Genomic DNA, 20,747 nt, shown 5'->3' with positions numbered 1-20,747 from the left:
CGGGCGGCCGGCGATGCGGGTTGTGTCCATACGGGCGGCCCGCGGCGCGGGCCTTGCGCGCAGCCCGCGGCTTTGAGCGAAGATAGCGGTCTGCCCGGAAGAAACATCAACAGGAACGTCAACGTGAGTCAGATTCCCACCCTGGACATCCGCCGCTTCGATACTGATCGCGACGCCTTCGTCGCCGAGCTCGGTGCGGCCTATCGCGAATGGGGCTTCGCCGGCATTCGCGGTCACGACATCTCGGACCAGCAGATCGACCGCTCCTACGACGTGTTCAAGCGCTTTTTCGCCTTGCCCGAAGAGGTCAAGCGCAAGTATCACGTCGCCGGCGGCGGCGGCGCGCGCGGCTACACCCCGTTCGGCGTGGAGACCGCCAAGGATTCCAAGCACTTCGACCTCAAGGAGTTCTGGCACGTCGGCCGCGAGATCCCGCGCGACTCCAAGTACGCCGCCGAGATGCCGCCGAACCTGTGGCCGGAGGAGATCCCCGATTTCCGCGAACAGGCCTATGGCCTGTACCAGTCGCTCGACCGCCTCGGTTCGCGCGTGCTCAGCGCGCTGGCCCTGCACATCGGCCTGCCGGAGCAGTACTTCGCCGACAAGACCGACTCGGGCAATTCGATCCTGCGCCCGATCCACTACCCGCCGATCACCACCGACGACATCCCGAACGTGCGTGCCGGCGCCCACGAGGACATCAACCTGATCACCTTGCTGGTCGGCGCGAGCTCGGCCGGCCTGGAAGTGAAGTCGCGCAAGGGCGAGTGGGTGCCGTTCACCGCCGATGCCGACACCATCGTGGTCAACATCGGCGACATGCTGCAGCGCCTGACCAACCACGTATATCCCTCGACCACCCACCGCGTGGTCAACCCGCCGGGCGAGAAGGCGCGCCAGCCGCGTTATTCGACGCCGTTCTTCCTGCACCCGAACCCGGATTTCCTGATCGACGTGCTGCCCTCGACGATCACCCCGGACAACCCGAGCCGCTACCCCGAGCCGATCACCGCCCAGGGCTACCTCGAAGAGCGCTTGCGCGAGATCAAGCTGAAGTAGTCGATTTCGCAGGTGCTGTCCGCAGACAAGAAAAAGCCGGCTCGCGCCGGCTTTTTCTTTACAGCCTCGGCCAGTCCCTGGCCAGGGTTCCGGGATCGCGAACGAATCCCGAGTCCCCATTCCCGAATCCCGGCTCTCAGCAACCGATCGCCGTGCACAGCGGGACGATGTTGTCGTCGTTGAAGCGCGCGCCGACCCAGGCGGTGCCGAAGGCGCCGATATGCGGGCCGCTGACCACGCTGTTGACGTGGTTGCCGCTGCTCGAGTTCGGCGTGTAGTTGATCAGCCAACCGCCGCCGCTGGCGCCGTAGGTCATGTCGCAACCCTGGACCAGGACGTTGGTGCCTTCGGTCGGCGAGTCGTAGGTCTGGCCGGCGCAGATGTTGGTGTACTGCGTGCTCAGGTTGCTCGCGTAGCCGTGCGAGTAGGTGTACAGCGAGTAGGGCTGGTTCCAGGCGCGGCCGAGCCAACCGACGTAGCTGGTCACCGGCAGGCCGCTGGTCTGCTCACCGGTCAGCTTGATCACGGCCACGTCCCAGCGGCGCGTGCCCGAGCTGATCCAGTTGGTCGGCACGCGCGCGGCGCTCCAGCCGAACTTGCCGTACGGCGCTACGCCGTAGCGCTCGGCCGGCACGAACAGGAAGTTCGAGTTCCAGCCCTGGCCGAAGGAGTACACGCAGTGCGCGGCCGTCACCAGCACCGAGTTGCCGCTGGCGACGTTGGCCGTGCAGTACGAGGTGCTGCCGTTGGGCTTGGTGAAATAGAGCTTGCCGATCTTGTTCCACGGCGAGGCCTTCCACTGGGTGGTGTAGTAGTTGCCGAGGAAGCGCGTGTACGGGTAGTGGGCGCCGTCTTTCTCCGAGGAGATCGAGGCGTCCGCCGCCGCGCCCTGGCGCGCATCCAGCGCGTCGAGCTTGTCCCAGCCGGCGCGGAAATGGCTGCGGGCCAGGTAATTGCCGAAGGCCGGGGCGCTGCCGCCCGGGGCGCTGCCGGCGGCGCGCACGAGTTTGTCGGTCAGGGCCGCGGCCTGCGGCGCTGCGTCGTTGCCGCGGTCGGTCCAGACCATGGGCTTGGCTGCCGCGCGCTGACGTTCGGTCGCGAACGGATGGGCGTGGGCGTTCTTGGCATTGAGTTGCTGCGACTTCGGCGCGTCGATCGCGGCGATGTCGCCCTGCGGCGTGCGGATCACGGTCTCGCCGGCGATGGCCGAGGCGGTGGAGGAGAGCAGCACGAGCGCGCTGAACGCGGCGAGCTGCAGGGCGGAACGGTGGCGATGGGTCTTCATGGTGGAGCTCCTTGTGGTAGCGCTTCCCTGAGGGATGAACGGGTCGGTCCCTGTGTGACCGCTCGCGCTCCGACCCGGACGGCGCGAACGGCGTTTCGGCGCTGCTGGTGTCGATCACGACGACGGCGCAGCGACTTCCTGTGGGTGCGGACGAAAAGCTCCGCTTCCCGCGGCGCCCGGAGGGCCGCAAGCGATCGAGTGATGGTGGTGGGCCCTGCTGGGCGGTTAACCCCAACAAACGGCGGTGCCCTGGAGCGCAGGACAGGGACGGAAGGAAAAAAGTCGCCGGCCGGGTCTCCGGCGGGCAGGGACGGGGCCGCTTTCGTCAGGCTGAAAGCCCGTGGCGGCGCGGGTTTCAGTGGTGCGGGCCCGGTTCGGGCCGGGGCCGCGGATGTTGCAGACGTGAATCACCCGTACCGCCATCCGGAGGGCGCGGCCGAGCGGTCACCGATGGCGGCGAGGCGGGTTTCGCGGCCGGATCGGCCGGCGAGGGCGCCGATCGGCCAGGCGTTCAGCCCGGCAATCAGTCCAGGAACGAGCCCGGGAATCAGTCGGCTACGCAGACGCCGGCTTCGCGCAGGGCCTCGCGCCAGGCCGTCCACTTCGTCTCATTGCGCTGCGAGGCGTTGGCCGGGCTGGTCGAGGGCAGCCGACGCAGGATCAGGTCCGGGCGTGCCAGCGGCTTGAGGACGAAGCGGCGAAACGCGTGCTCGGCCTTGGCGCCGTTGAACAGCAGCGTGCGCACCTGCCGATGACGGGCCAGGAAGCCGGGGAAATCGTTGGCGACTGCGGTTTCGTCGCGGATCGCCGAGTCCAGGCTGCCCTCGCGTTCGCATTCGGCAAATACATCCCATAGCGCGATGCCTGCGGCGCGCAGGCGCTGCAGCCGCTGTTCGTACGCCAGTTCGGGGCCGGCGCCGACCGCCGCGCCCATGATCGGCCAGAAGCGGTTCTGCGGATGGGCGTAGTAGCGCCCGGCGGTCAGCGAGGCGACGCCGGGCATGCTGCCGAGCACCAGCACCTTGGCGTCCGGCGCCTCGATCGGGGCGAAGCTGTGCAGGGTGGGCGAGGGCGTGGGGCTCATGCGGGGCGGAAGGAAAGTGAGTAAAGAAAAGTGAGGAGTGAGTGGGGTGGCGCCTGGCTAAGTAAGGGCGGGCGCGCCGGAAACGAGTGCGGGGGGCGCTTTGGCTCACTCCTCACTGCTCTCCACTCAGTCCTGGTCGTTGAATGTAAACTGCGCGCCTCAGCATCAAGGGAGTCGCCATGCGCCGCAGAATCGTCGCCGGAAACTGGAAGCTGCACGGCAGCCGCGAGTTCGCTTTCGCCTTGCTCGACGAAGTCGCAGCGCAAACGCCGCCGTCCGGTGTCGAACGCCTGATCCTACCGCCGCTGCCGTACCTGGGCGAGCTGATCGAGCACTACGGCGAGCGCGGCCTGAGCTTCGGCGCCCAGGACGTGAGCAGCAACGAGAAGGGCGCCTACACCGGCGAAGTCTCCGCCGCGATGCTCAAGGACGTCGGCGCCGGCTACGGCCTGGTCGGCCACTCCGAGCGCCGCCAGTACCACGCAGAAAGCAGCGAGCTGGTCGCGCGCAAGTTCGCCGCCGCCAAGGCCGCCGGGCTGGTGCCGGTCCTGTGCATCGGCGAGACCCTGGCCGAACGCGAAGACGGCCAGACCCAGTGGCGCCTGCAGGAGCAATTGGCCCCGATCTTCGAGCTGCTCGGCGTGGCCGCGCTGGAAGGCGCGATCCTCGCCTACGAACCGGTCTGGGCCATCGGCACCGGCAAGACCGCGACGCCCGAGCAGGCCCAGCAAGTCCACGCATTCATTCGTAGCGAAATCGCTTCACACGATGCTACAATCGCTGGCTCGCTTCCGATCCTTTACGGCGGAAGCGTGAAAGCCGACAACGCCGCCGCGCTGTTTTCCCAGCCGGACGTCGATGGCGGCCTGGTCGGCGGCGCCTCCCTGGTCGCAGCGGACTTCAACGCCATCGCACTCGCGGCGGCACCCTGATCGAGCGGGCCCGATGAACCTCGCGGGCCCGGCACGGTCGTAACAAGCAGTCCGAATCGAAGAATCCTTAACGATGCTGTTGTTCCTCAACGTCATCTATGTGTTGATCGCGATCGCCATGATCGCGCTGATCCTGATGCAGCGCGGCGCGGGTGCGCAGGCGGGCTCGGGCTTCGGCGGCGGTGCCTCGGCGACCGTGTTCGGTGCCCGCGGTTCGTCGAACTTCCTGTCCAAGGCCACCAAGTGGCTGGCGATCGCGTTTTTCGTGATCAGCCTCTTCATGGCCTGGCAGGCGAGTCGCACCGCAGTCACCCCGGACAAGCCCAGCGTCGGCCTCATGGGCAACGTCCCGCAGGCGACGGCTCCGGCCCCGTCGGCGACCGCTGCTCCGGCCACCAGCACCCCGGCGGCTCCGGCCACCAGCGTGCCACAGGCTCCGGCAAGCCAGTCCGCTCCGGCGACGGCTCCGGCCCCCGCGACCCAGGTTCCGGCGGCCCCGGCCGCTGCTCCGGCGCAGGTTCCGGCCGAGCAGGCAGCCCCGGCAAAGCAGCCGACTACTGGCGGCTGAGATAAACAGGTTAAAATAGAGTTCCAGCGCCCCGCTCGGATGGCGGGGCAGGTCAGCGATGACCGAGCGACTTCGCAAGACCCTTGTGAAGTCGAAGCCAGGATGGCTTGGTTGGATACAGTGCCCAGATGGCGGAATTGGTAGACGCACTACCTTGAGGTGGTAGCGACTTAGGTCGTGGGGGTTCGAGTCCCCCTTTGGGCACCATTCCATTCCTAGCTTCACACTCCTAGCTCCAAGCAATTCGCAACTCGCACCACGGTACGCAGGTGCGGCACGCACGGCGGGCCGCGACCCGCCGTCCCAACGACTGGGCGCCCGGGCGCCAAGCTGCGGCACGCACGGCGGGCCGCGACCCGCCGTCCCAACGACTGGGCGCCCGGGCGCCAAGCCAAGGTCGCGGAAACGCGCCCATGTAGCCGAACAAGTAGCCGAGAGAACACCGCGTGCTGGCCGAATACCTGCCGACTCTGTTGTTCCTGATCGTCGCCAGCGTCATTGGCGTCGCCCTGTTGGTAGTAGGCAATACGCTCGGACCCAAGCGTCCGACTGCGGAGAAACTGTCTCCGTACGAATGCGGCTTCGAAGCCTTCGAAGACGCGCGTATGCAGTTCGACGTGCGCTACTACCTGATCGCCATCCAGTTCATCATCTTCGATCTGGAAATCATCTTCATCGTGCCTTGGGCCACGGTGTTCCGAGACCTCGGACCGATCGGCCTGATCGAGATGGGCATTTTCGCCAGCATGCTCCTGCTCGGCTTCGTTTACGTCTGGAAGAAGGGAGCGCTCGAATGGGAGTGATCCAAACCGTTGGCGACAAGGTTTCGGGCTTGATGCACAACCCGATCCCGGAAGGCCGCCTCGACGACATCCTGCGCCCGGAAGGCGAAAATCCGCTGCTGCAGCAGGGTTTCGTCACGACCAATCTGGACACGCTCTGGAACTGGGCGCGCACCGGCTCGATGTGGCCGATGACCTTCGGTCTGGCCTGCTGTGCGGTCGAGATGATGCACGCCGGCGCCTCGCGCCTGGACCTGGACCGCTACGGCGTGGTGTTCCGCCCGTCGCCGCGCCAGTCCGACGTGATGATCGTCGCCGGCACCCTGGTCAACAAGATGGCCCCGGCGTTGCGCAAGGTCTACGACCAGATGCCCGACCCGAAGTGGGTGATCTCGATGGGCAGCTGCGCCAACGGCGGCGGCTACTACCACTATTCCTATGCGGTCGTGCGCGGCTGCGACCGCGTGGTGCCGGTCGACGTCTACGTGCCCGGCTGCCCGCCGACCGCCGAAGCGCTGGTCTACGGCATCCTGCAGTTGCAGCGCAAGATCCGCCGCGGCACCAACTTCGGCGATCACAAGCAGGGCGTCCGCGAATGAGCACTGCGAACCTTGCCGAGCGTCTGCGCGAACGTTTCGCCGACGCTCTGGTCGTCGTGGCCGAACCGCGCGGCGAGCTGACCCTCGAAGTCTCCCCGGCCGCCTGGCTGGCCGCGGCGCGCGCCTTGCGCGACGAGTTCGGTTTCGAGCAATGCGTCGACGTCAGCGGCGTCGACTACCTCAGCTACGGCGGCGACGAGTGGGACACCGACGTGTCCTCGGAAGGCTTCTCGCGCGGCGTCGAAGGCAAGAGCGCCGGCCGTTTCCGTTGGGGCGAGTCGCCCAACGGCGACGCCTCGACGCCGGAGCGCCGCTTCGCCGCGGTCGCCCATCTGCTGTCGTGCCAGCACAATCTGCGTCTGCGGCTGAAGACCTTCGCTGCGAACGACGACCTACCTGTGGTCGCTTCTCTGAGCGCCATTTGGCCCGGCACTAATTGGTTCGAACGAGAAGCCTTCGACCTGTACGGCATCATCTTCGAAGGCCATCCGGACCTGCGCCGCATCCTGACCGACTACGGTTTCGTCGGCCATCCGTTCCGCAAGGATTTCCCGCTGATCGGCAACGTCGAAGTGCGTTACGACGCCGAGAAGAAGCGCGTGGTTTACGAGCCGGTCTCGATCGAACCGCGCGTCGGCGTGCCGCGCGTGATCCGCGACGACGCGCGCTACCAGACCGCCGTCGGCGAAGCCGCCCAGCGCGTCGAGGTGAAGTGATGTCCAACCCCGCCACCACGATGCCGTTCGTCAACAGCGGCACCTCGGGCCTCAACAACGCCGAGATCCGCAACTACACGCTCAACTTCGGCCCCCAGCATCCGGCCGCGCACGGCGTGCTGCGCCTGATCCTGGAAATGGACGGCGAAGTCGTGCAGCGCGCCGACCCGCATATCGGCCTGCTGCACCGCGGCACCGAGAAGCTGGCCGAGTCCAAGCCGTTCAACCAGTCGATCGGCTACATGGATCGCCTGGACTACGTGTCGATGATGTGCAACGAGCACGCTTACGTGCGCGCGATCGAAACCCTGATGGGGATCGAGGCGCCCGAGCGTGCGCAGTACATCCGCACCATGTTCGATGAAATCACCCGCATCCTGAACCACCTGATGTGGGTCGGTTCCAACGCGCTCGACCTGGGCGCGATGGCGGTGTTCCTGTACGCCTTCCGCGAGCGCGAAGAGCTCATGGACTGCTACGAGGCGGTCAGCGGCGCGCGCATGCATGCCGCGTACTACCGTCCCGGCGGCGTCTATCGCGATCTGCCCGAGCGGATGCCGAAGTACAAGGAATCGCCGTGGAAGAAGGGCAGCAGCCTCAAGCGCTTCAACGAATGGCGCGAAGGCTCGATGCTCGACTACCTGGATGCGTTCACCGACGATTTCCCCAAGCGCGTCGACGAGTACGAGACGCTGCTGACCGATAACCGCATCTGGAAACAGCGTACCGTCGGCGTGGGCGTGATCTCGCCGGAGCAGGCCCTGGCCTGGGGCATGACCGGTCCGATGATCCGCGGCTCCGGCATCGCCTGGGACCTGCGCAAGAAGCAGCCCTATGCCAAGTACGCCGAGGTCGATTTCGACATTCCGGTCGGCGTCAACGGCGACTGCTACGACCGTTACCTGGTGCGCGTCGCGGAAATGCGCGAATCCACCCGCATCATCAAGCAGTGCGTGAAGTGGCTGCGCGCCAATCCCGGCCCCGTGATCGTCGACAACTTCAAGGTCGCCCCGCCCAAGCGCGAGGAGATGAAGGACGACATGGAAGCCCTGATCCATCACTTCAAGCTGTTCTCCGAAGGCTATTGCGTGCCGGCCGGCGAGACCTATGCCGCGGTCGAGGCGCCCAAGGGCGAGTTCGGCTGCTACCTGGTCTCCGACGGCGCCAACAAGCCGTTCCGGGTCAAGCTGCGCGCGCCGGGCTTCGCCCATCTGTCGTCGATGGACGAGGTCGTCAAGGGCCACATGCTCGCCGACGTGGTGGCGATGATCGGCACCTACGACATCGTGTTCGGCGAGATCGATCGGTGAAGGCGGGAATCGGGAATCGCGAATGGGGAATCGACAAAGCTGAGGCCGTGCGGTTTTGCGCCGAGCTTCTGCGATTCGCCCGCTCCGCTTTCTCGCTGTTCCGCTTTTCCCGACTCTCGATTCCCCATTCCCGATTCCCGGCTTTACCCTTATGAAAGCGACAGGCAATTTCGAAGCCACCCAGCACGTCGATCCGATGCTCGCGCTATCGGACAAGACGCGCGCGCACATCGATCACTGGCTGAGCAAGTTTCCGCCGGACCGTAAGCGCTCGGCCGTGCTGCAGGGTCTGCATGCGGCGCAGGAGCAGAACGGCGGTTGGTTGACCGACGAGCTGATCGCCGCGGTGGCCAAGTACCTGAGCCTGCCGCCGGTGTGGGCCTACGAGGTCGCGAGCTTCTACTCGATGTTCGAGACCGAGAAAGTCGGTCGCAACAACGTCGCCTTCTGCACCAACATCAGCTGCTGGCTCAACGGCGCCGAGGATCTGGTCCGGCACGCCGAGAAGAAGCTCGGCTGCAAGCTCGGCGAATCCACCGCCGACGGCCGCATCTTCCTCAAGCGCGAGGAAGAGTGCCTGGCCGCTTGCTGCGGCGCGCCGGTGGTCGTCGTCAATGGTCATTACCACGAGAAGCTCGATGCGACCCAGGTCGACGCGCTGCTCGACGGTTTGAAGTGAGGTCGGCCCCGATGGCGCATCACGATCACCACGATTATTCCAAGGGCTACGGTCCGGTCGGCCCGGCTCCGCAGGAGCACCAGGTCGTCTACACGACGCTGCATTACGAAACCCCCTGGTCGTACGAGAACTATCTCAAGACCGGCGGTTACAGCGCGTTGCGCAAGATCCTCAGCGAGAAGACCGACCCGGCGCAGATCGTCGACATGGTCAAGGCGTCGGGCCTGCGCGGCCGCGGCGGCGCGGGCTTTCCGACCGGCCTGAAGTGGAGCTTCATGCCCAAGGGCAGCGGCACCCAGAAGTACATCCTGTGCAACTCGGACGAATCCGAGCCGGGCACCGCCAAGGACCGCGACATCCTGCGCTTCAACCCGCATGCGGTGGTCGAGGGCATGGCGATCGCCTGCTACGCGACCGGTTCGACCGTCGCCTACAACTACCTGCGCGGCGAATTCCATCACGAGCCGTTCGAGCATTTCGAGCAGGCGCTGAAGGAAGCCTACGAACACGGCTGGCTGGGCAAGAACGTGCTCGGCAGCGGTGTGGACATCGACATCTATGGTGCGCTCGGCGCCGGCGCCTACATCTGCGGCGAAGAAACCGCGCTGATGGAATCGCTGGAAGGCAAGAAGGGCCAGCCGCGCTACAAGCCGCCGTTCCCGGCCAATTTCGGCCTGTACGGCAAGCCGACCACGATCAACAACACCGAGACCTACGCTTCGGTGCCGGCGATCCTGCGCAACGGCGCCGAGTGGTTCCTCAACCTCGGCAAGCCGAACAACGGCGGCCCGAAGATCTTCTCGGTGTCCGGCCACGTCAACAAGCCGGGCAATTACGAGATCCGCCTGGGCACTTCGTTCGCCGACCTGCTCGAACTTGCCGGCGGCGTGCGCGGCGGCCGCAAGCTCAAGGCCGTGATCCCCGGCGGTTCCTCGATGAAGGTGCTGCCGGCCGAGGCGATGATGGCCTGCACGATGGACTACGACTCGCTGCAGAAGGCCGGTTCCGGCCTCGGCTCGGGCGCGGTGATCGTGATGGACGAGACCGCCTGCATGGTCCGCGCCTGCCAGCGCATCGCCCGGTTCTATTTCAAGGAAAGCTGCGGCCAGTGCACGCCGTGCCGCGAAGGCACCGGCTGGATGTACCGCATGCTGACCCGCATCGTCGAGAAGCAGGCGACCCTGGACGATCTGCAGATGCTGCGCGCCGCCGCGGGCCAGATCGAAGGCCACACCATCTGCGCGTTCGGCGAAGCCGCCGCGTGGCCGGTGCAGGGCTTCCTGCACCACTTCTGGAGCGAGTTCGAGTACGCGATCGTCAACAAGCGTTTCCTGGTCGACGATCAGGCCGCCGGCAACGTGGAGATGGCGGCATGAGCGCGGCGCACTACCACAACCCCCATTGTTCGAACGCAATGCGTCCGAACAATGCGCCCCTTGATTCAAGGGGCTCGTTCCTCGCTTTGATGGGGAGCTCGCTGTGAGCGCTCAACCGGTAAATCCCAATCTGCCGCCGGACCACGTCACCGTCTTCATCGACGGTGTCGAGATGGCCGCGCCGAAGGGTTCGATGATCATCCAGGCCGCCGACAAGGCCGGCATCGCGATCCCGCGTTTCTGCTACCACGACAAGCTGGCGATCGCGGCGAACTGCCGCATGTGCCTGGTCGAAGTCGAGAAGATGCCCAAGCCGGCGCCGGCCTGCGCCACGCCGGTCATGGACGGCATGAAGGTCGTCACGCGCAGCGAAAAGGCGCTGAAGTCGCAGCGCAACGTGATGGAGTTCCTGCTCGTCAATCATCCGCTCGACTGCCCGATCTGCGATCAGGGCGGCGAGTGCGAACTGCAAGACCTGTCGATGGGCTACGGCCGTTCGGTCAGCCGTTTCTCCGAGCGCAAGCGCGTGGTGCCCGACGAGGACATCGGCCCGCTGGTCGCCACCGAGATGACGCGCTGCATCCAGTGCACGCGCTGCGTCCGCTTCACCGCCGAGATCGCCGGTACCTACGAGCTCGGCGGCATGTACCGCGGCGAGAACCTGCAGATCGGCACTTTCGACGGCAAGCCTTTGACCACCGAGCTGTCGGGCAACGTCATCGACGTGTGCCCGGTCGGCGCGCTGACCAACAAGGTGTTCCAGTTCAAGGCGCGCCCGTGGGAGCTGACCGCACGCGAGTCGCTGGGCTATCACGACGCGCTCGGCAGCAACCTGTTCCTGCACGTGCGCCGCGGCGACGTGCTGCGCACCGTGCCGCGCGACAACGAAGCGGTCAACGAGTGCTGGCTGTCGGACCGCGACCGTTATTCGCACCAGGGCCTGTACGCGGAAGACCGCGCTCAGCGCCCCATGGTCAAGGACGGCGGCGAGTGGCGCGAGGCCTCGTGGGACGAGGCCATGGCCCGCGCCGCTAAGATCCTGCGCGACAACGGCGGCGATAACCTCGGTGTGCTCGCGCACCCGGCGACCTCGAACGAAGAGGGCGCGCTGCTGGCTCGTCTGGCCGAGGCCCTGGGCACCGGCAATCTCGATCACCGCATCTCCCAGCACGACCTGTCCGACGCCGCCGTGGCCGAAACCTTCGCCATGCCGGTCGCCGAGATCGACAAGGCCGACCTGGTCGTGATCGTCGGCAGCAACCTGCGCCACGAATTGCCGCTGGTGCATCAGCGCGTGCGCAAGGCCTTCAACCGCGGCGCCAAGGTGCACGTGGTCAATCCGGTCGACTTCGATTTCACCTTCGACGTCGCCGGCAAGCGCATCGTCGCGCCGTCGCAGCTCGCTGCCGCGCTCGGCGACGAGGCGCTGCGCGAAATCGCCAAGAACGCCACGCATGCGGCGATCATCGTCGGCGCGCTGGCCGAGAACGGCCCCTACGCCGCCGCCATCCGTGCCGCCGCGAAGGCTTTCGCCGACGCCACCGGTGCGCGTCTGTGCCGTATTCCGCAGGGCGCGAACGCGGTCGGCCTGGCTCGCCAGGGCGTGCTGCCGAGCGCCCGCGATGCGCGCGGCATGCTCGACGAAGCGCGCGGCGCTTACATTCTCTACGGCATCGAGCCGGGTCTGGATTTCGCCGACACCGCCAGTGCGCTGCGCGCGCTCGGCGCGGCCCAGGTCGTGGCCTTCAGCCATTACGCCTGCCGTTCGACCCAGGCCGTCGCCGACGTGATCCTGCCGATCGGTCTGCTGCCTGAAGTCGACGCCACTTTGACCAATCTCGACGGCATCGAGCAACGTGCGGTCTCCGGCGGCAAGCTGCCGGGCGAAGCGCGTCCGGGCTGGCGCGTGCTGCGCGCGCTCGGTGGCGAACTGGCGGCCAAGGGCTTCGAGTTCACCGATCTCGACGGCCTGCGCGCCGGTCTGCAAGGCCGCGACGTCAAGCCGGCCGCCGGCCGTGCGCCGACGGCGGCGGGCGAGGGCATGGAGGTCGCGGTCTCGACCGCGATCTACCGCAGCGACGCCACCGTGCGCCGCGCGCCCGCACTGCAATCGCACCCGCTCAATCTCGAGCCGCGTGCGGTGCTGCATTCCAGCGATGCCGCCGCGCTCGGTTTCACCGCTGGCGCGGTGGGCAAGTTCAGCGCCGGCGCCGGCACCGCCACGCTGCCGGTCGCGATCAGCGACAAGGTCGCGCCGGGTACGGTCTGGATCGAAAGCGGGCATGGCGCCACCGCGCCGCTCGGCGCCGCCCGCGTCAACGTGGTGAGGGCATGAGTGCGATGAACACTGCCACCGCAATCGCCCAAGTGGTCGATCCCTTCCATGCATGGCTCGAGTCGTTCGGCATGGCCGGCACGGTCGCCTGGATCGTGCTCAAGATCCTGCTGATCGCGATGCCGGTGATCATCACCGTCGCCTTCTACGTGGTCTGGGAACGCAAGCTGATCGGCTGGATGCACGTGCGCCGCGGTCCGATGTACGTCGGCATGGGCATCCTCCAGGCCTTCGCCGACGTGTTCAAGCTGCTGTTCAAGGAAGTGATCCAGCCGACCAAGGCCGAGTCCTTCCTGTACAAGCTCGCGCCGCTGCTGACCCTGGCGCCGGCGTTCGCGGCCTGGGCGGTGGTGCCGTTCGACACCAAGCTGGTGCTGTCCAACGCCAATGCCGGTCTGTTGTATCTGCTGGCGATGACCTCGCTCGGCGTGTACGGCATCATCCTGGCCGGCTGGGCGTCGAACTCGAAGTACGCCTTTCTCGGCGCGATGCGCGCCGCGGCCCAGGTGGTCTCGTACGAAATCGCCATGGGCTTCGCCATGGTCGGCGTGATGGTCGGCGCCGGCAGCCTCAACCTCACCGACATCGTGATGGCGCAGTCCGGCAATGCCGGCGCGCTGGAATGGTTCGCGCTGCCGATGTTGCCGCTGTTCGTGGTCTATTTCATCTCCGGCGTGGCCGAGACCAACCGCGCGCCGTTCGACGTGGTCGAGGGCGAGTCGGAAATCGTCGCCGGTCACATGGTGGAGTATTCGGGGTCGGCGTTCGCGCTGTTCTTCCTGGCCGAATACGCCAACATGATCCTGATCAGCTTCCTGACCTCGCTGTTCTTCCTCGGCGGCTGGCTCAGCCCGTTCCAGGGCCTGGGCATTCCGCTGCTGTCGGTCGACGGCTGGTGGTGGCTGCTGGTCAAGGTGTTCTTCTTCGCCAGCTGCTTCATCTGGTTCCGCGCTTCGTTCCCGCGCTATCGCTACGACCAGATCATGCGTCTGGGCTGGAAGGTCTTCATCCCCTTGACCATCGCCTGGATCTGCGTGGTCGCGGTGATGGCGTACTACGGCGTCTTCCAGCCGGGACAGTGAGACAGGCATCCTAATGAACCGCATCGTTTCCTATTTCAAGAGCCTGCTCCTGATCGAGCTCGCGCAGGGCCTTGGGCTGACGCTCAAGTATCTGTTCAAGCCCAAGTACACGCTGATGTACCCGATGGAGAAGACCCCGCAATCGCCGCGCTTCCGCGGCGTGCACGCGCTGCGCCGTTATCCCAACGGCGAAGAGCGCTGCATCGCCTGCAAGCTGTGCGAGGCGGTGTGCCCGGCGCTGGCGATCACGATCGACTCGGAAAAGCGCGCCGACGGCACCCGCCGCACCACGCGCTACGACATCGATCTGTTCAAGTGCATCTTCTGCGGCTTCTGCGAAGAGTCCTGCCCGGTCGACTCGATCGTGGAAACCCACATCCACGAGTATCACTTCGACCAACGCGGACAGAACATCGTCAACAAGCAGCAGCTGCTGGCCATCGGCGACCGTCTCGAAACCGAGATCGCCGAACGCCGCGCTGCCGACGCCGCCTTCCGCTGAGTACACACGATATGGATCTCGCCCAGATCGCTTTCTTCGTCTTCGCCGCCGCGGCCACGCTGTCGGCGGTGGCCGTGATCAGCCTGAAAAACCCGGTCCACGCCGCGCTCAGCCTGGTGCTGACCTTCTTCTCGGTGGCCTGCGTGTGGATCATCGCCGGCGCCGAATTCCTCGGCGTGGCCCTGATCCTGGTCTACGTCGGCGCGGTGATGGTGCTGTTCCTGTTCGTGGTGATGATGCTCGATATCGACGTGGCGCCGCTGCGCGAAGGCTACGTGCGCTATCTGCCGTTCGGCCTGCTGGTCGCGGTGGTGATGCTGGTCGAGATGCTGACCCTGATCGGGGTCAAGGCCAACCTGGCCACGCCGCTGACCGCGGACGCCGCCGGCGCCTCCAACACCAAGTGGCTGGCGCATGCGCTGTTCACCGACTTCCTGCTGCCGTTCGAGATCGCCGCGGTGATCCTGACGGTGGCGGTGATCGCCGCGGTCATGCTGACCCTGCGCCGCCGCCCGGGCGCCAAGCACCAGAACCCGAGCGCCCAGGCCCGCGTCCGCGCCAGCGACCGCGTCCGCCTCATCAAGATGGATGCGGTCAAACCGGTGGTGCCGGCGCCCGCCGAACCCGCCGCGCAGGAGGCCAAGCCGTGAGCGAATTCTTTGGGTCGGGCCTCGCGCTGGGCCATTACCTCGCCCTCGGCGCGGTGCTGTTCTGCATCAGCGTCGCCGGCATCTTCCTCAACCGCAAGAACGTGATCGTGTTGCTGATGTCGATCGAGCTGATGCTGCTCGCGGTCAACATCAACTTCGTCGCGTTCTCGCGTCAGCTGGCCGATCCGGCCGGTCAGGTGTTCGTGTTCTTCATCCTGACCGTCGCCGCCGCCGAGGCCGCCATCGGCCTGGCGATCCTGGTCACGCTGTTCCGCAACCGGCGCACGATCAACGTCGCTGAAATCGACACGATGAAAGGCTGATCCGGCATGGAACCCGCAATCTCCAAGTCCATCCTGCTGGCGATCGTGCTCGCGCCGTTGCTCGGCTCGATCATCGCCGGCCTGTTCGGACGCAAGGTCGGCCGCGCCGGCTCGCACACGATCACCATCCTCGGCGTCGCCGCGAGCTGCGTGATGTCGGTGTACGTGCTCTGGCAGTTGGCCGGGCTGGGCGCCTCGCCGTTCAACGAGAACGTCTACACCTGGTTCCAGGTCGGCGGTTATGAGGCCCACGTCGGCTTCATGATCGACAAGCTGACCGCGATGATGATGGTGGTCGTCACCTTCGTCTCGCTGCTGGTCCACGTCTACACCATCGGCTACATGGCCGACGACCCGGGTTACCAGCGCTTCTTCAGCTATATCTCGCTGTTCACCTTCTCGATGCTCATGCTGGTCATGAGCAACAACTTCCTGCAGCTGTTCTTCGGCTGGGAAGCGGTGGGCCTGGTCTCCTACCTGTTGATCGGTTTCTGGTTCAAGAAGCCGACCGCGGTGTTCGCCAACATGAAGGCGTTCCTGGTCAACCGCGTCGGCGATTTCGGCTTCCTGCTCGGCATCTGCGCGGTGATGTGGGCGCTGGGCTCGCTCGACTACGGCACCGTGTTCGCCAACGCGCCGACCCTGGCCGACCGCACCATCCAGGTGTGGGGCGGCGAGCACCCGATCGTCTGGTCGCTGCCGACGGTGATCTGCATCTGTCTGTTCATCGGCGCGATGGGCAAGTCGGCGCAAGTGCCGCTGCACGTCTGGCTGCCCGACTCGATGGAAGGCCCGACCCCGATCTCGGCGCTGATCCATGCCGCGACGATGGTCACCGCCGGCATCTTCATGGTCGCGCGCATGTCGCCGCTGTTCGAGCTGTCGCAGACGGCGCTGAACTTCGTCCTCTTCATCGGCGCCACCACCGCGTTCTGGACCGGCCTGATCGGCATCGTCCAGAACGACATCAAGCGCGTGGTCGCGTACTCGACCCTGTCGCAGCTGGGCTACATGACCGTCGCGCTCGGCGTGTCGGCGTACTCGGCGGCGGTCTACCACCTGATGACCCACGCGTTCTTCAAGGCGCTGCTGTTCCTCGCCGCGGGCTCGGTCATCATCGGCATGCACCACGAGCAGGACATGCGCAAGATGGGCGGCCTGCGCAAGTACATGCCGATCACCTACTGGACCAGTCTGCTCGGCACGCTGGCCCTGGTCGGCACGCCGTTCTTCGCCGGTTTCTACTCGAAGGACACCATCATCGAGGCGGCGCACCACGCCGCGCACGGCGAGCACGCCAATTGGGTCGCCCAGTACGCCTATTGGGCGGTGCTGCTCGGTGCCTTCGTGACCGCCTTCTACAGCTTCCGCCTGCTGTACATGACCTTCCACGGCAAGGAGCGTTTCCGCGACGCGCATGCCGGGCACGGTCACGACGACCATGCGGCGCACGCCCATGACGATCATGGCCACGGCAAGCACGACGAGGCGCACGACGACCACGGTCATCATGGCCCGCACGAGCCGCACGAATCGCCGTGGGTGGTCACTGTGCCGCTGATCCTGCTGGCGATCCCGTCGGTGCTGATCGGCTTCTTCACCGCCGGCCCGATGCTGTTCGGCACCGATTGGCTGGACTACAAGGTCAAGCAGCTGCCGTTCTTCCTCGGTGCGATCGACCTGGACGCCGCCCGCGACACCATCGCGATGGTCGGCGAGGAGGCCTGGCACGGTCCGGTGGCGTTCGCGCTGCACGGCTTCCAGGCGCCGGCGTTCTGGCTCGCGTTCTCAGGCTTCGCCCTGGCCACGGTCATGTACTGGTGGAAGCCGGAGCTGCCGGCCAAGGCGCGCAAGCTGTTCGCGCTGCCGGTGCGCATCCTGGAGAACAAGTACGGCATGGACAATCTGTGGATCGACGGCTTCGCCGCCGGCGGCGTGGGCATCGGCAAGGCCTCGCGCGCGGTCGACAGCAAGCTGATCGACGGCGCCGTCGTCAACGGCGGTGCGAGCCTGGTCGGCTTCGTCGCCAACCTGACCCGCCGCGTCCAATCCGGTTATCTCTACCACTACGCCTTCGCGATGATCCTCGGCCTGATTGCATTGCTCGCCGTCGTCATCCGGTTCTGGCACTAATCCGACAAGGACACCCGACGTGAGCCCCGTGCCCTTGCTTAGCATTCTGATCTGGCTGCCGATCCTCGGCGGTTTCGCCACCCTCGCGTTCGGCAACGAGCGCGCCAACGCCGCGCGTTGGTTCGCCCTGGTGGTGGCCCTCGTCACGCTCGGCCTGAGCGTGATGATGTTCACCCATGCCGATTTCGGCAGCGCGGCGATGCAGTTGGTCGAAGACCACGCCTGGATCCCGACCTACGACATCCGCTACCACCTTGGCGCGGACGGCATCTCGGCGGCGCTGATCGCGCTGACCACGCTGACCTCGAGCCTGGTGCTGATCAGCGCATGGACCTCGATCGACAAGCGCGTCAGCCAGTATTACGCCGCCTTCCTGATCCTCGAAGGCCTGATGGTCGGCGTGTTCTCGGCCCTGGACGCGATGCTGTTCTACGTGTTCTTCGAGGGCATGCTGATCCCGATGTTCATCATCATCGGCGTCTGGGGCGGCCCGCGCCGCGTCTACGCGTCGGTGAAGTTCTTCCTGTACACCTTCCTCGGCTCGGTGTTCATGCTGGTCGGGTTGATCTACCTGTACCTGAAGGGCGGCAGCTGGCAGTTGTCGGACATGTACGCGCTGCAGCTCAACGCGGCCGAGCAGATGTGGATCTTCTTCGGCTTCCTGATCGCCTTCGCGGTCAAGGTGCCGATGTTCCCGGTCCACACCTGGTTGCCGGACGCGCACGTCGAGGCGCCGACCGCCGGTTCGGTGATCCTGGCTGCGATCATGCTGAAGATCGGCGGCTACGGTTTCCTGCGTTTCGTCCTGCCGATCGTGCCGGACGCCGGCCACGAGTGGGCCTGGCTGGTGATCGCCCTGAGCCTGATCGCGATCATCTACGTCGGTATGGTCGCCCTGGTCCAGGACGACATGAAGAAACTGATCGCGTACTCGTCGGTTTCGCACATGGGCTTCGTCACCCTGGGCACGTTCATCGCCTTCGCCCTGGTCCACAACGGCGATGCGCACGGCACCGATGCCGCGCGCCTGGGCCTGCAGGGCGCGATGGTGCAGATGATCAGCCACGGCTTCGTGTCGGGCGCGATGTTCACCTGCGTCGGCGTGCTCTACGACCGCATGCACAGCCGAATGATCAAAGACTACGGCGGCGTCGCCAACGTGATGCCGTGGTTCGCCGCGTTCGTGGTGTTGTTCGCGATGGCCAACTCGGGCCTGCCGGGCACCTCGGGTTTCGTCGGCGAGTTCATGGTGATCGTGGCCAGCTTCCAGCAGCACCCGCTGATCGCGTTCGGCGCGGCCACCACCCTGATCGTCGGCGCCGGCTACACCCTGTGGCTGGTCAAGCGGGTGATCTGGGGCGACGTCGGCAACGCCCATGTCGCCGAGTTGGAAGACATCAACCCGCGCGAAGCGCTGGTGCTGGGTGTGTTCGCGGCCGGTGTGCTGGTGCTCGGCCTGTGGCCGAAGCCGCTGACCGACCTGATGGAACCCGCCATCGCGAACCTGGCCAGCCAGATCGTCGCCAGTAAGTTGTGAACCCCGCGTGGGCTCAGGCCCGCGCGGTGGAGAAGTGAGTAGAAGCGAGTAGTGAGGAACGAGTAGGAAGCGCGAACGCGGCAGCTCACTTCTCACTCCTCTGAACTCGTTCCTAGAGCAAGGCTCGCCCAGGGCCGGATCCGCCAAGAGATTCACTAATGAACATGCCTGTACGGACCATCGCCGACCTGATGCCCCTGCTGCCCGAACTGGTGGTGATCATCGGCGCGTTCGCGCTGCTGATGCTCGATCTGTTCATCGAGGAGCGCAACCGCATCGTTTCCCACGTGTTCGCGATCGTCGTGGTCGCGGTGGCGACGGCGCTGATCGCCTTCGATGTCGGCGGGCAGGGCACGGTGCTCAGCGGCATGTTCGTGCGCGACACCGCCGCCGACGGCCTCAAGCTCGGCATCGGCGTGGTCGGCATCCTGTCGATGATCTATACCTGGCCTTACCTGCGTTCGCGCGGCCTGTACAAGGGCGAAGTCGCGGTGCTGATGCTGTTCGCCATCGCCGGCATGATGCTGCTGGTCTCGGCCGGCAGCCTGGTCATGGTCTACCTCGGCCTGGAAATGCTGGCCCTGTGTTCCTACGCGCTGGTCGCGGTGGACCGCGACAGCCCGCTGGCCTCGGAAGCGGCGATCAAGTACTTCGTGCTCGGTGCGCTGGCCTCGGGCCTGCTGCTGTACGGCCTGTCGCTGATCTACGGCGCCACCGGCAGCCTGATGCTCGACCAGATCGCGATCGCGGCCCAGGTCGGTCCGTCCTCACTGATGATGATCACCGGCGTGGTGTTCGTGGTCGCCGGCATCGCCTTCAAGTTCGGTGCGGCGCCGTTCCATATGTGGCTGCCGGACGTCTACCAGGGCGCGCCGACCCCGATCACTCTGTTCATCGGTTCGGCGCCGAAGCTGGCCGCGTTCGGCATGACCTACCGCCTGCTCGAAGTCGGTGCGGCGGGGCAGGAGGACCATTGGCGCCTGCTGCTGGCCGGCCTGGCCGTGCTGTCGCTGGCGATCGGTAACCTCAGCGCGCTGGTCCAGACCAACCTCAAGCGCCTGCTGGCGTACTCGACGGTCTCGCACGTCGGCTTCCTGTTCCTCGGCATGGCCGGCGGCGGCGCCCAGGGCTTCGCCGCGGCGATGTTCTACGCGATCAGCTATGCGTTGATGTCGGCCGCGGCCTTCGCCGCGATCATCGTCATGTCCGGCCGCGGTTTCGACGCCGACAAGATCGACGACTACAAGGGCCTCAACGCGCGCAGCCCGTGGCTGGCCGGCATGGTCCTGTGCGTGATGGCCTCGCTGGCCGGCCTGCCGCCGTTCCTCGGCTTCTGGGCCAAGCTGGCGGTGCTCAAGGCCGCGCTGCAGGGCGACATGTTGTGGCTGGCGATCGTCGGCATCGTGTTCGCGGTGATCGGCGCGTTCTACTACCTGCGCGTGATCAAGGCGATGTACTTCGACGAGCCCGACGGCAAGATGCCGCCGCCGAGCGACGACCGTCCGCTGCGCGTGGTGTTCGGGGTCAACGCGCTCGCGCTGTTGGCGCTGGGCCTGGCCTGGAACCCGATCATGGACTGGTGCATGCGCGCGTTCCCGTCCTGATCGACGGCCGCATCCGAAACCTTCGACGGTTTCGCTGACACTTTCAGCATCGGGCCGGCTTTTGCCGGCCCGATGCGTTTGTGGCGCGCGATCCTCGCGGCTGTGCGGCCGTCTCGGCGCAGCGCCGGCCGAAGCGGGTAGCGAGGGCGGGATTCGTATCTGCGATTCGCCGGGGAAGGCGAGGGGGCTGT

At 66.2% G+C, this 20,747-nt stretch carries 19 protein-coding genes and 1 tRNA gene; 18 read left to right on the top strand and 2 right to left on the bottom strand.

All coding sequences use genetic code 11. The annotated features are described in order from the left end of the window. The first annotated feature begins 123 nt into the window (after positions 1 to 123). Positions 124 to 1,059, top strand: a complete 936-nt coding sequence (locus EX88_RS0104900) for an isopenicillin N synthase family dioxygenase (protein WP_031370886.1) — start codon at positions 124 to 126, stop codon at positions 1,057 to 1,059. Between the two features lie 136 nt (positions 1,060 to 1,195). Here the strand turns inward: EX88_RS0104900 and EX88_RS0104895 are convergent, their stop codons facing one another. Together EX88_RS0104895 and EX88_RS0104890 are read right to left on the bottom strand one after the other, a co-directional pair. Beyond that, a complete protein-coding gene (locus tag EX88_RS0104895) occupies positions 1,196 to 2,344 on the bottom strand; it encodes a trypsin-like serine peptidase (RefSeq protein ID WP_051884506.1) in 1,149 nt (382 codons plus the stop codon). A 547-nt stretch (positions 2,345 to 2,891) separates the two neighbouring features. Beyond that, positions 2,892 to 3,428 carry a DNA-deoxyinosine glycosylase gene (locus tag EX88_RS0104890; RefSeq protein WP_031370884.1) on the bottom strand — a complete coding sequence of 179 codons (537 nt, stop codon included), beginning with the start codon at positions 3,426 to 3,428 and terminating at the stop codon, positions 2,892 to 2,894. Positions 3,429 to 3,607: 179 nt separating this feature from the next. On the opposite strand from EX88_RS0104890, the gene tpiA reads away from it, so the two are divergent. From tpiA to nuoN, 17 genes are all read left to right on the top strand, one after another. Next, positions 3,608 to 4,360 carry a triose-phosphate isomerase gene (gene tpiA / locus EX88_RS0104885; RefSeq protein ID WP_031370883.1) on the top strand — a complete coding sequence of 251 codons (753 nt, stop codon included), beginning with the start codon at positions 3,608 to 3,610 and terminating at the stop codon, positions 4,358 to 4,360. Positions 4,361 to 4,433: 73 nt separating this feature from the next. Continuing rightward, positions 4,434 to 4,928, top strand: coding sequence for a preprotein translocase subunit SecG (secG, locus tag EX88_RS0104880; RefSeq protein WP_031370882.1), 495 nt, complete (start codon positions 4,434 to 4,436; stop codon positions 4,926 to 4,928). 122 nt (positions 4,929 to 5,050) lie between these two features. Continuing rightward, a tRNA-Leu gene (locus EX88_RS0104875) sits at positions 5,051 to 5,135 on the top strand. 239 nt (positions 5,136 to 5,374) lie between these two features. Then, a complete protein-coding gene (locus EX88_RS0104870; protein WP_031370881.1) occupies positions 5,375 to 5,731 on the top strand; it encodes an NADH-quinone oxidoreductase subunit A in 357 nt (118 codons plus the stop codon). Further along, positions 5,722 to 6,309, top strand: coding sequence for a NuoB/complex I 20 kDa subunit family protein (locus tag EX88_RS0104865; protein WP_031370880.1), 588 nt, complete (start codon positions 5,722 to 5,724; stop codon positions 6,307 to 6,309). The genes EX88_RS0104870 and EX88_RS0104865 overlap by 10 nt, the downstream gene beginning before the upstream one ends. Next, on the top strand, positions 6,306 to 7,025 hold the full coding sequence (locus EX88_RS0104860) for an NADH-quinone oxidoreductase subunit C (RefSeq protein ID WP_031370879.1): 720 nt from the start codon (positions 6,306 to 6,308) through the stop codon (positions 7,023 to 7,025). The genes EX88_RS0104865 and EX88_RS0104860 overlap by 4 nt, the downstream gene beginning before the upstream one ends. A 20-nt stretch (positions 7,026 to 7,045) precedes the next feature. Continuing rightward, positions 7,046 to 8,335 carry an NADH-quinone oxidoreductase subunit D gene (locus EX88_RS0104855; RefSeq protein WP_031370878.1) on the top strand — a complete coding sequence of 430 codons (1,290 nt, stop codon included), beginning with the start codon at positions 7,046 to 7,048 and terminating at the stop codon, positions 8,333 to 8,335. Between the two features lie 151 nt (positions 8,336 to 8,486). Then, positions 8,487 to 9,014 (top strand): NADH-quinone oxidoreductase subunit NuoE, encoded by a 528-nt coding sequence (gene nuoE / locus EX88_RS0104850; RefSeq protein WP_031370877.1) that lies wholly within the window; start codon positions 8,487 to 8,489, stop codon positions 9,012 to 9,014. 11 nt (positions 9,015 to 9,025) lie between these two features. Beyond that, complete coding sequence (gene nuoF, locus EX88_RS0104845) at positions 9,026 to 10,390, top strand: NADH-quinone oxidoreductase subunit NuoF (protein ID WP_031370876.1); 1,365 nt, start codon at positions 9,026 to 9,028, stop codon at positions 10,388 to 10,390. A gap of 103 nt (positions 10,391 to 10,493) precedes the next feature. Beyond that, positions 10,494 to 12,725: an NADH-quinone oxidoreductase subunit NuoG gene (gene nuoG / locus EX88_RS0104840; RefSeq protein ID WP_031370875.1), complete on the top strand. Its 2,232-nt coding sequence runs from the start codon at positions 10,494 to 10,496 to the stop codon at positions 12,723 to 12,725. Positions 12,726 to 12,730: 5 nt separating this feature from the next. Beyond that, positions 12,731 to 13,807 carry an NADH-quinone oxidoreductase subunit NuoH gene (gene nuoH, locus EX88_RS0104835; RefSeq protein WP_031370874.1) on the top strand — a complete coding sequence of 359 codons (1,077 nt, stop codon included), beginning with the start codon at positions 12,731 to 12,733 and terminating at the stop codon, positions 13,805 to 13,807. 13 nt (positions 13,808 to 13,820) lie between these two features. Further along, the gene (nuoI, locus tag EX88_RS0104830; RefSeq protein WP_031370873.1) at positions 13,821 to 14,309 is read left to right on the top strand and encodes an NADH-quinone oxidoreductase subunit NuoI; all 489 of its coding nucleotides are present in this window, start codon (positions 13,821 to 13,823) and stop codon (positions 14,307 to 14,309) included. An 11-nt stretch (positions 14,310 to 14,320) separates the two neighbouring features. Then, a complete protein-coding gene (locus tag EX88_RS0104825; RefSeq protein WP_031370872.1) occupies positions 14,321 to 14,959 on the top strand; it encodes an NADH-quinone oxidoreductase subunit J in 639 nt (212 codons plus the stop codon). Beyond that, positions 14,956 to 15,282 (top strand): NADH-quinone oxidoreductase subunit NuoK, encoded by a 327-nt coding sequence (nuoK, locus tag EX88_RS0104820; protein ID WP_031370871.1) that lies wholly within the window; start codon positions 14,956 to 14,958, stop codon positions 15,280 to 15,282. The genes EX88_RS0104825 and nuoK overlap by 4 nt, the downstream gene beginning before the upstream one ends. 6 nt (positions 15,283 to 15,288) lie before the next feature. Then, positions 15,289 to 17,415 (top strand): NADH-quinone oxidoreductase subunit L, encoded by a 2,127-nt coding sequence (gene nuoL / locus EX88_RS0104815; protein WP_031370870.1) that lies wholly within the window; start codon positions 15,289 to 15,291, stop codon positions 17,413 to 17,415. Positions 17,416 to 17,434: 19 nt separating this feature from the next. After that, entirely contained in the window at positions 17,435 to 18,952 is a 1,518-nt protein-coding gene (locus EX88_RS0104810; RefSeq protein WP_031370869.1) for an NADH-quinone oxidoreductase subunit M, read from the top strand. 158 nt (positions 18,953 to 19,110) lie between these two features. Next, entirely contained in the window at positions 19,111 to 20,556 is a 1,446-nt protein-coding gene (gene nuoN / locus EX88_RS0104805) for an NADH-quinone oxidoreductase subunit NuoN (RefSeq protein ID WP_031370868.1), read from the top strand. The last annotated feature ends 191 nt before the right edge of the window (positions 20,557 to 20,747 follow it).

The sequence above is a fragment of the Lysobacter antibioticus genome (genome assembly GCF_000731095.1).
GTDB classification, from domain to species: domain Bacteria; phylum Pseudomonadota; class Gammaproteobacteria; order Xanthomonadales; family Xanthomonadaceae; genus Lysobacter; species Lysobacter antibioticus_B.
This window is presented reverse-complemented; position numbering and strand designations above follow the sequence as displayed.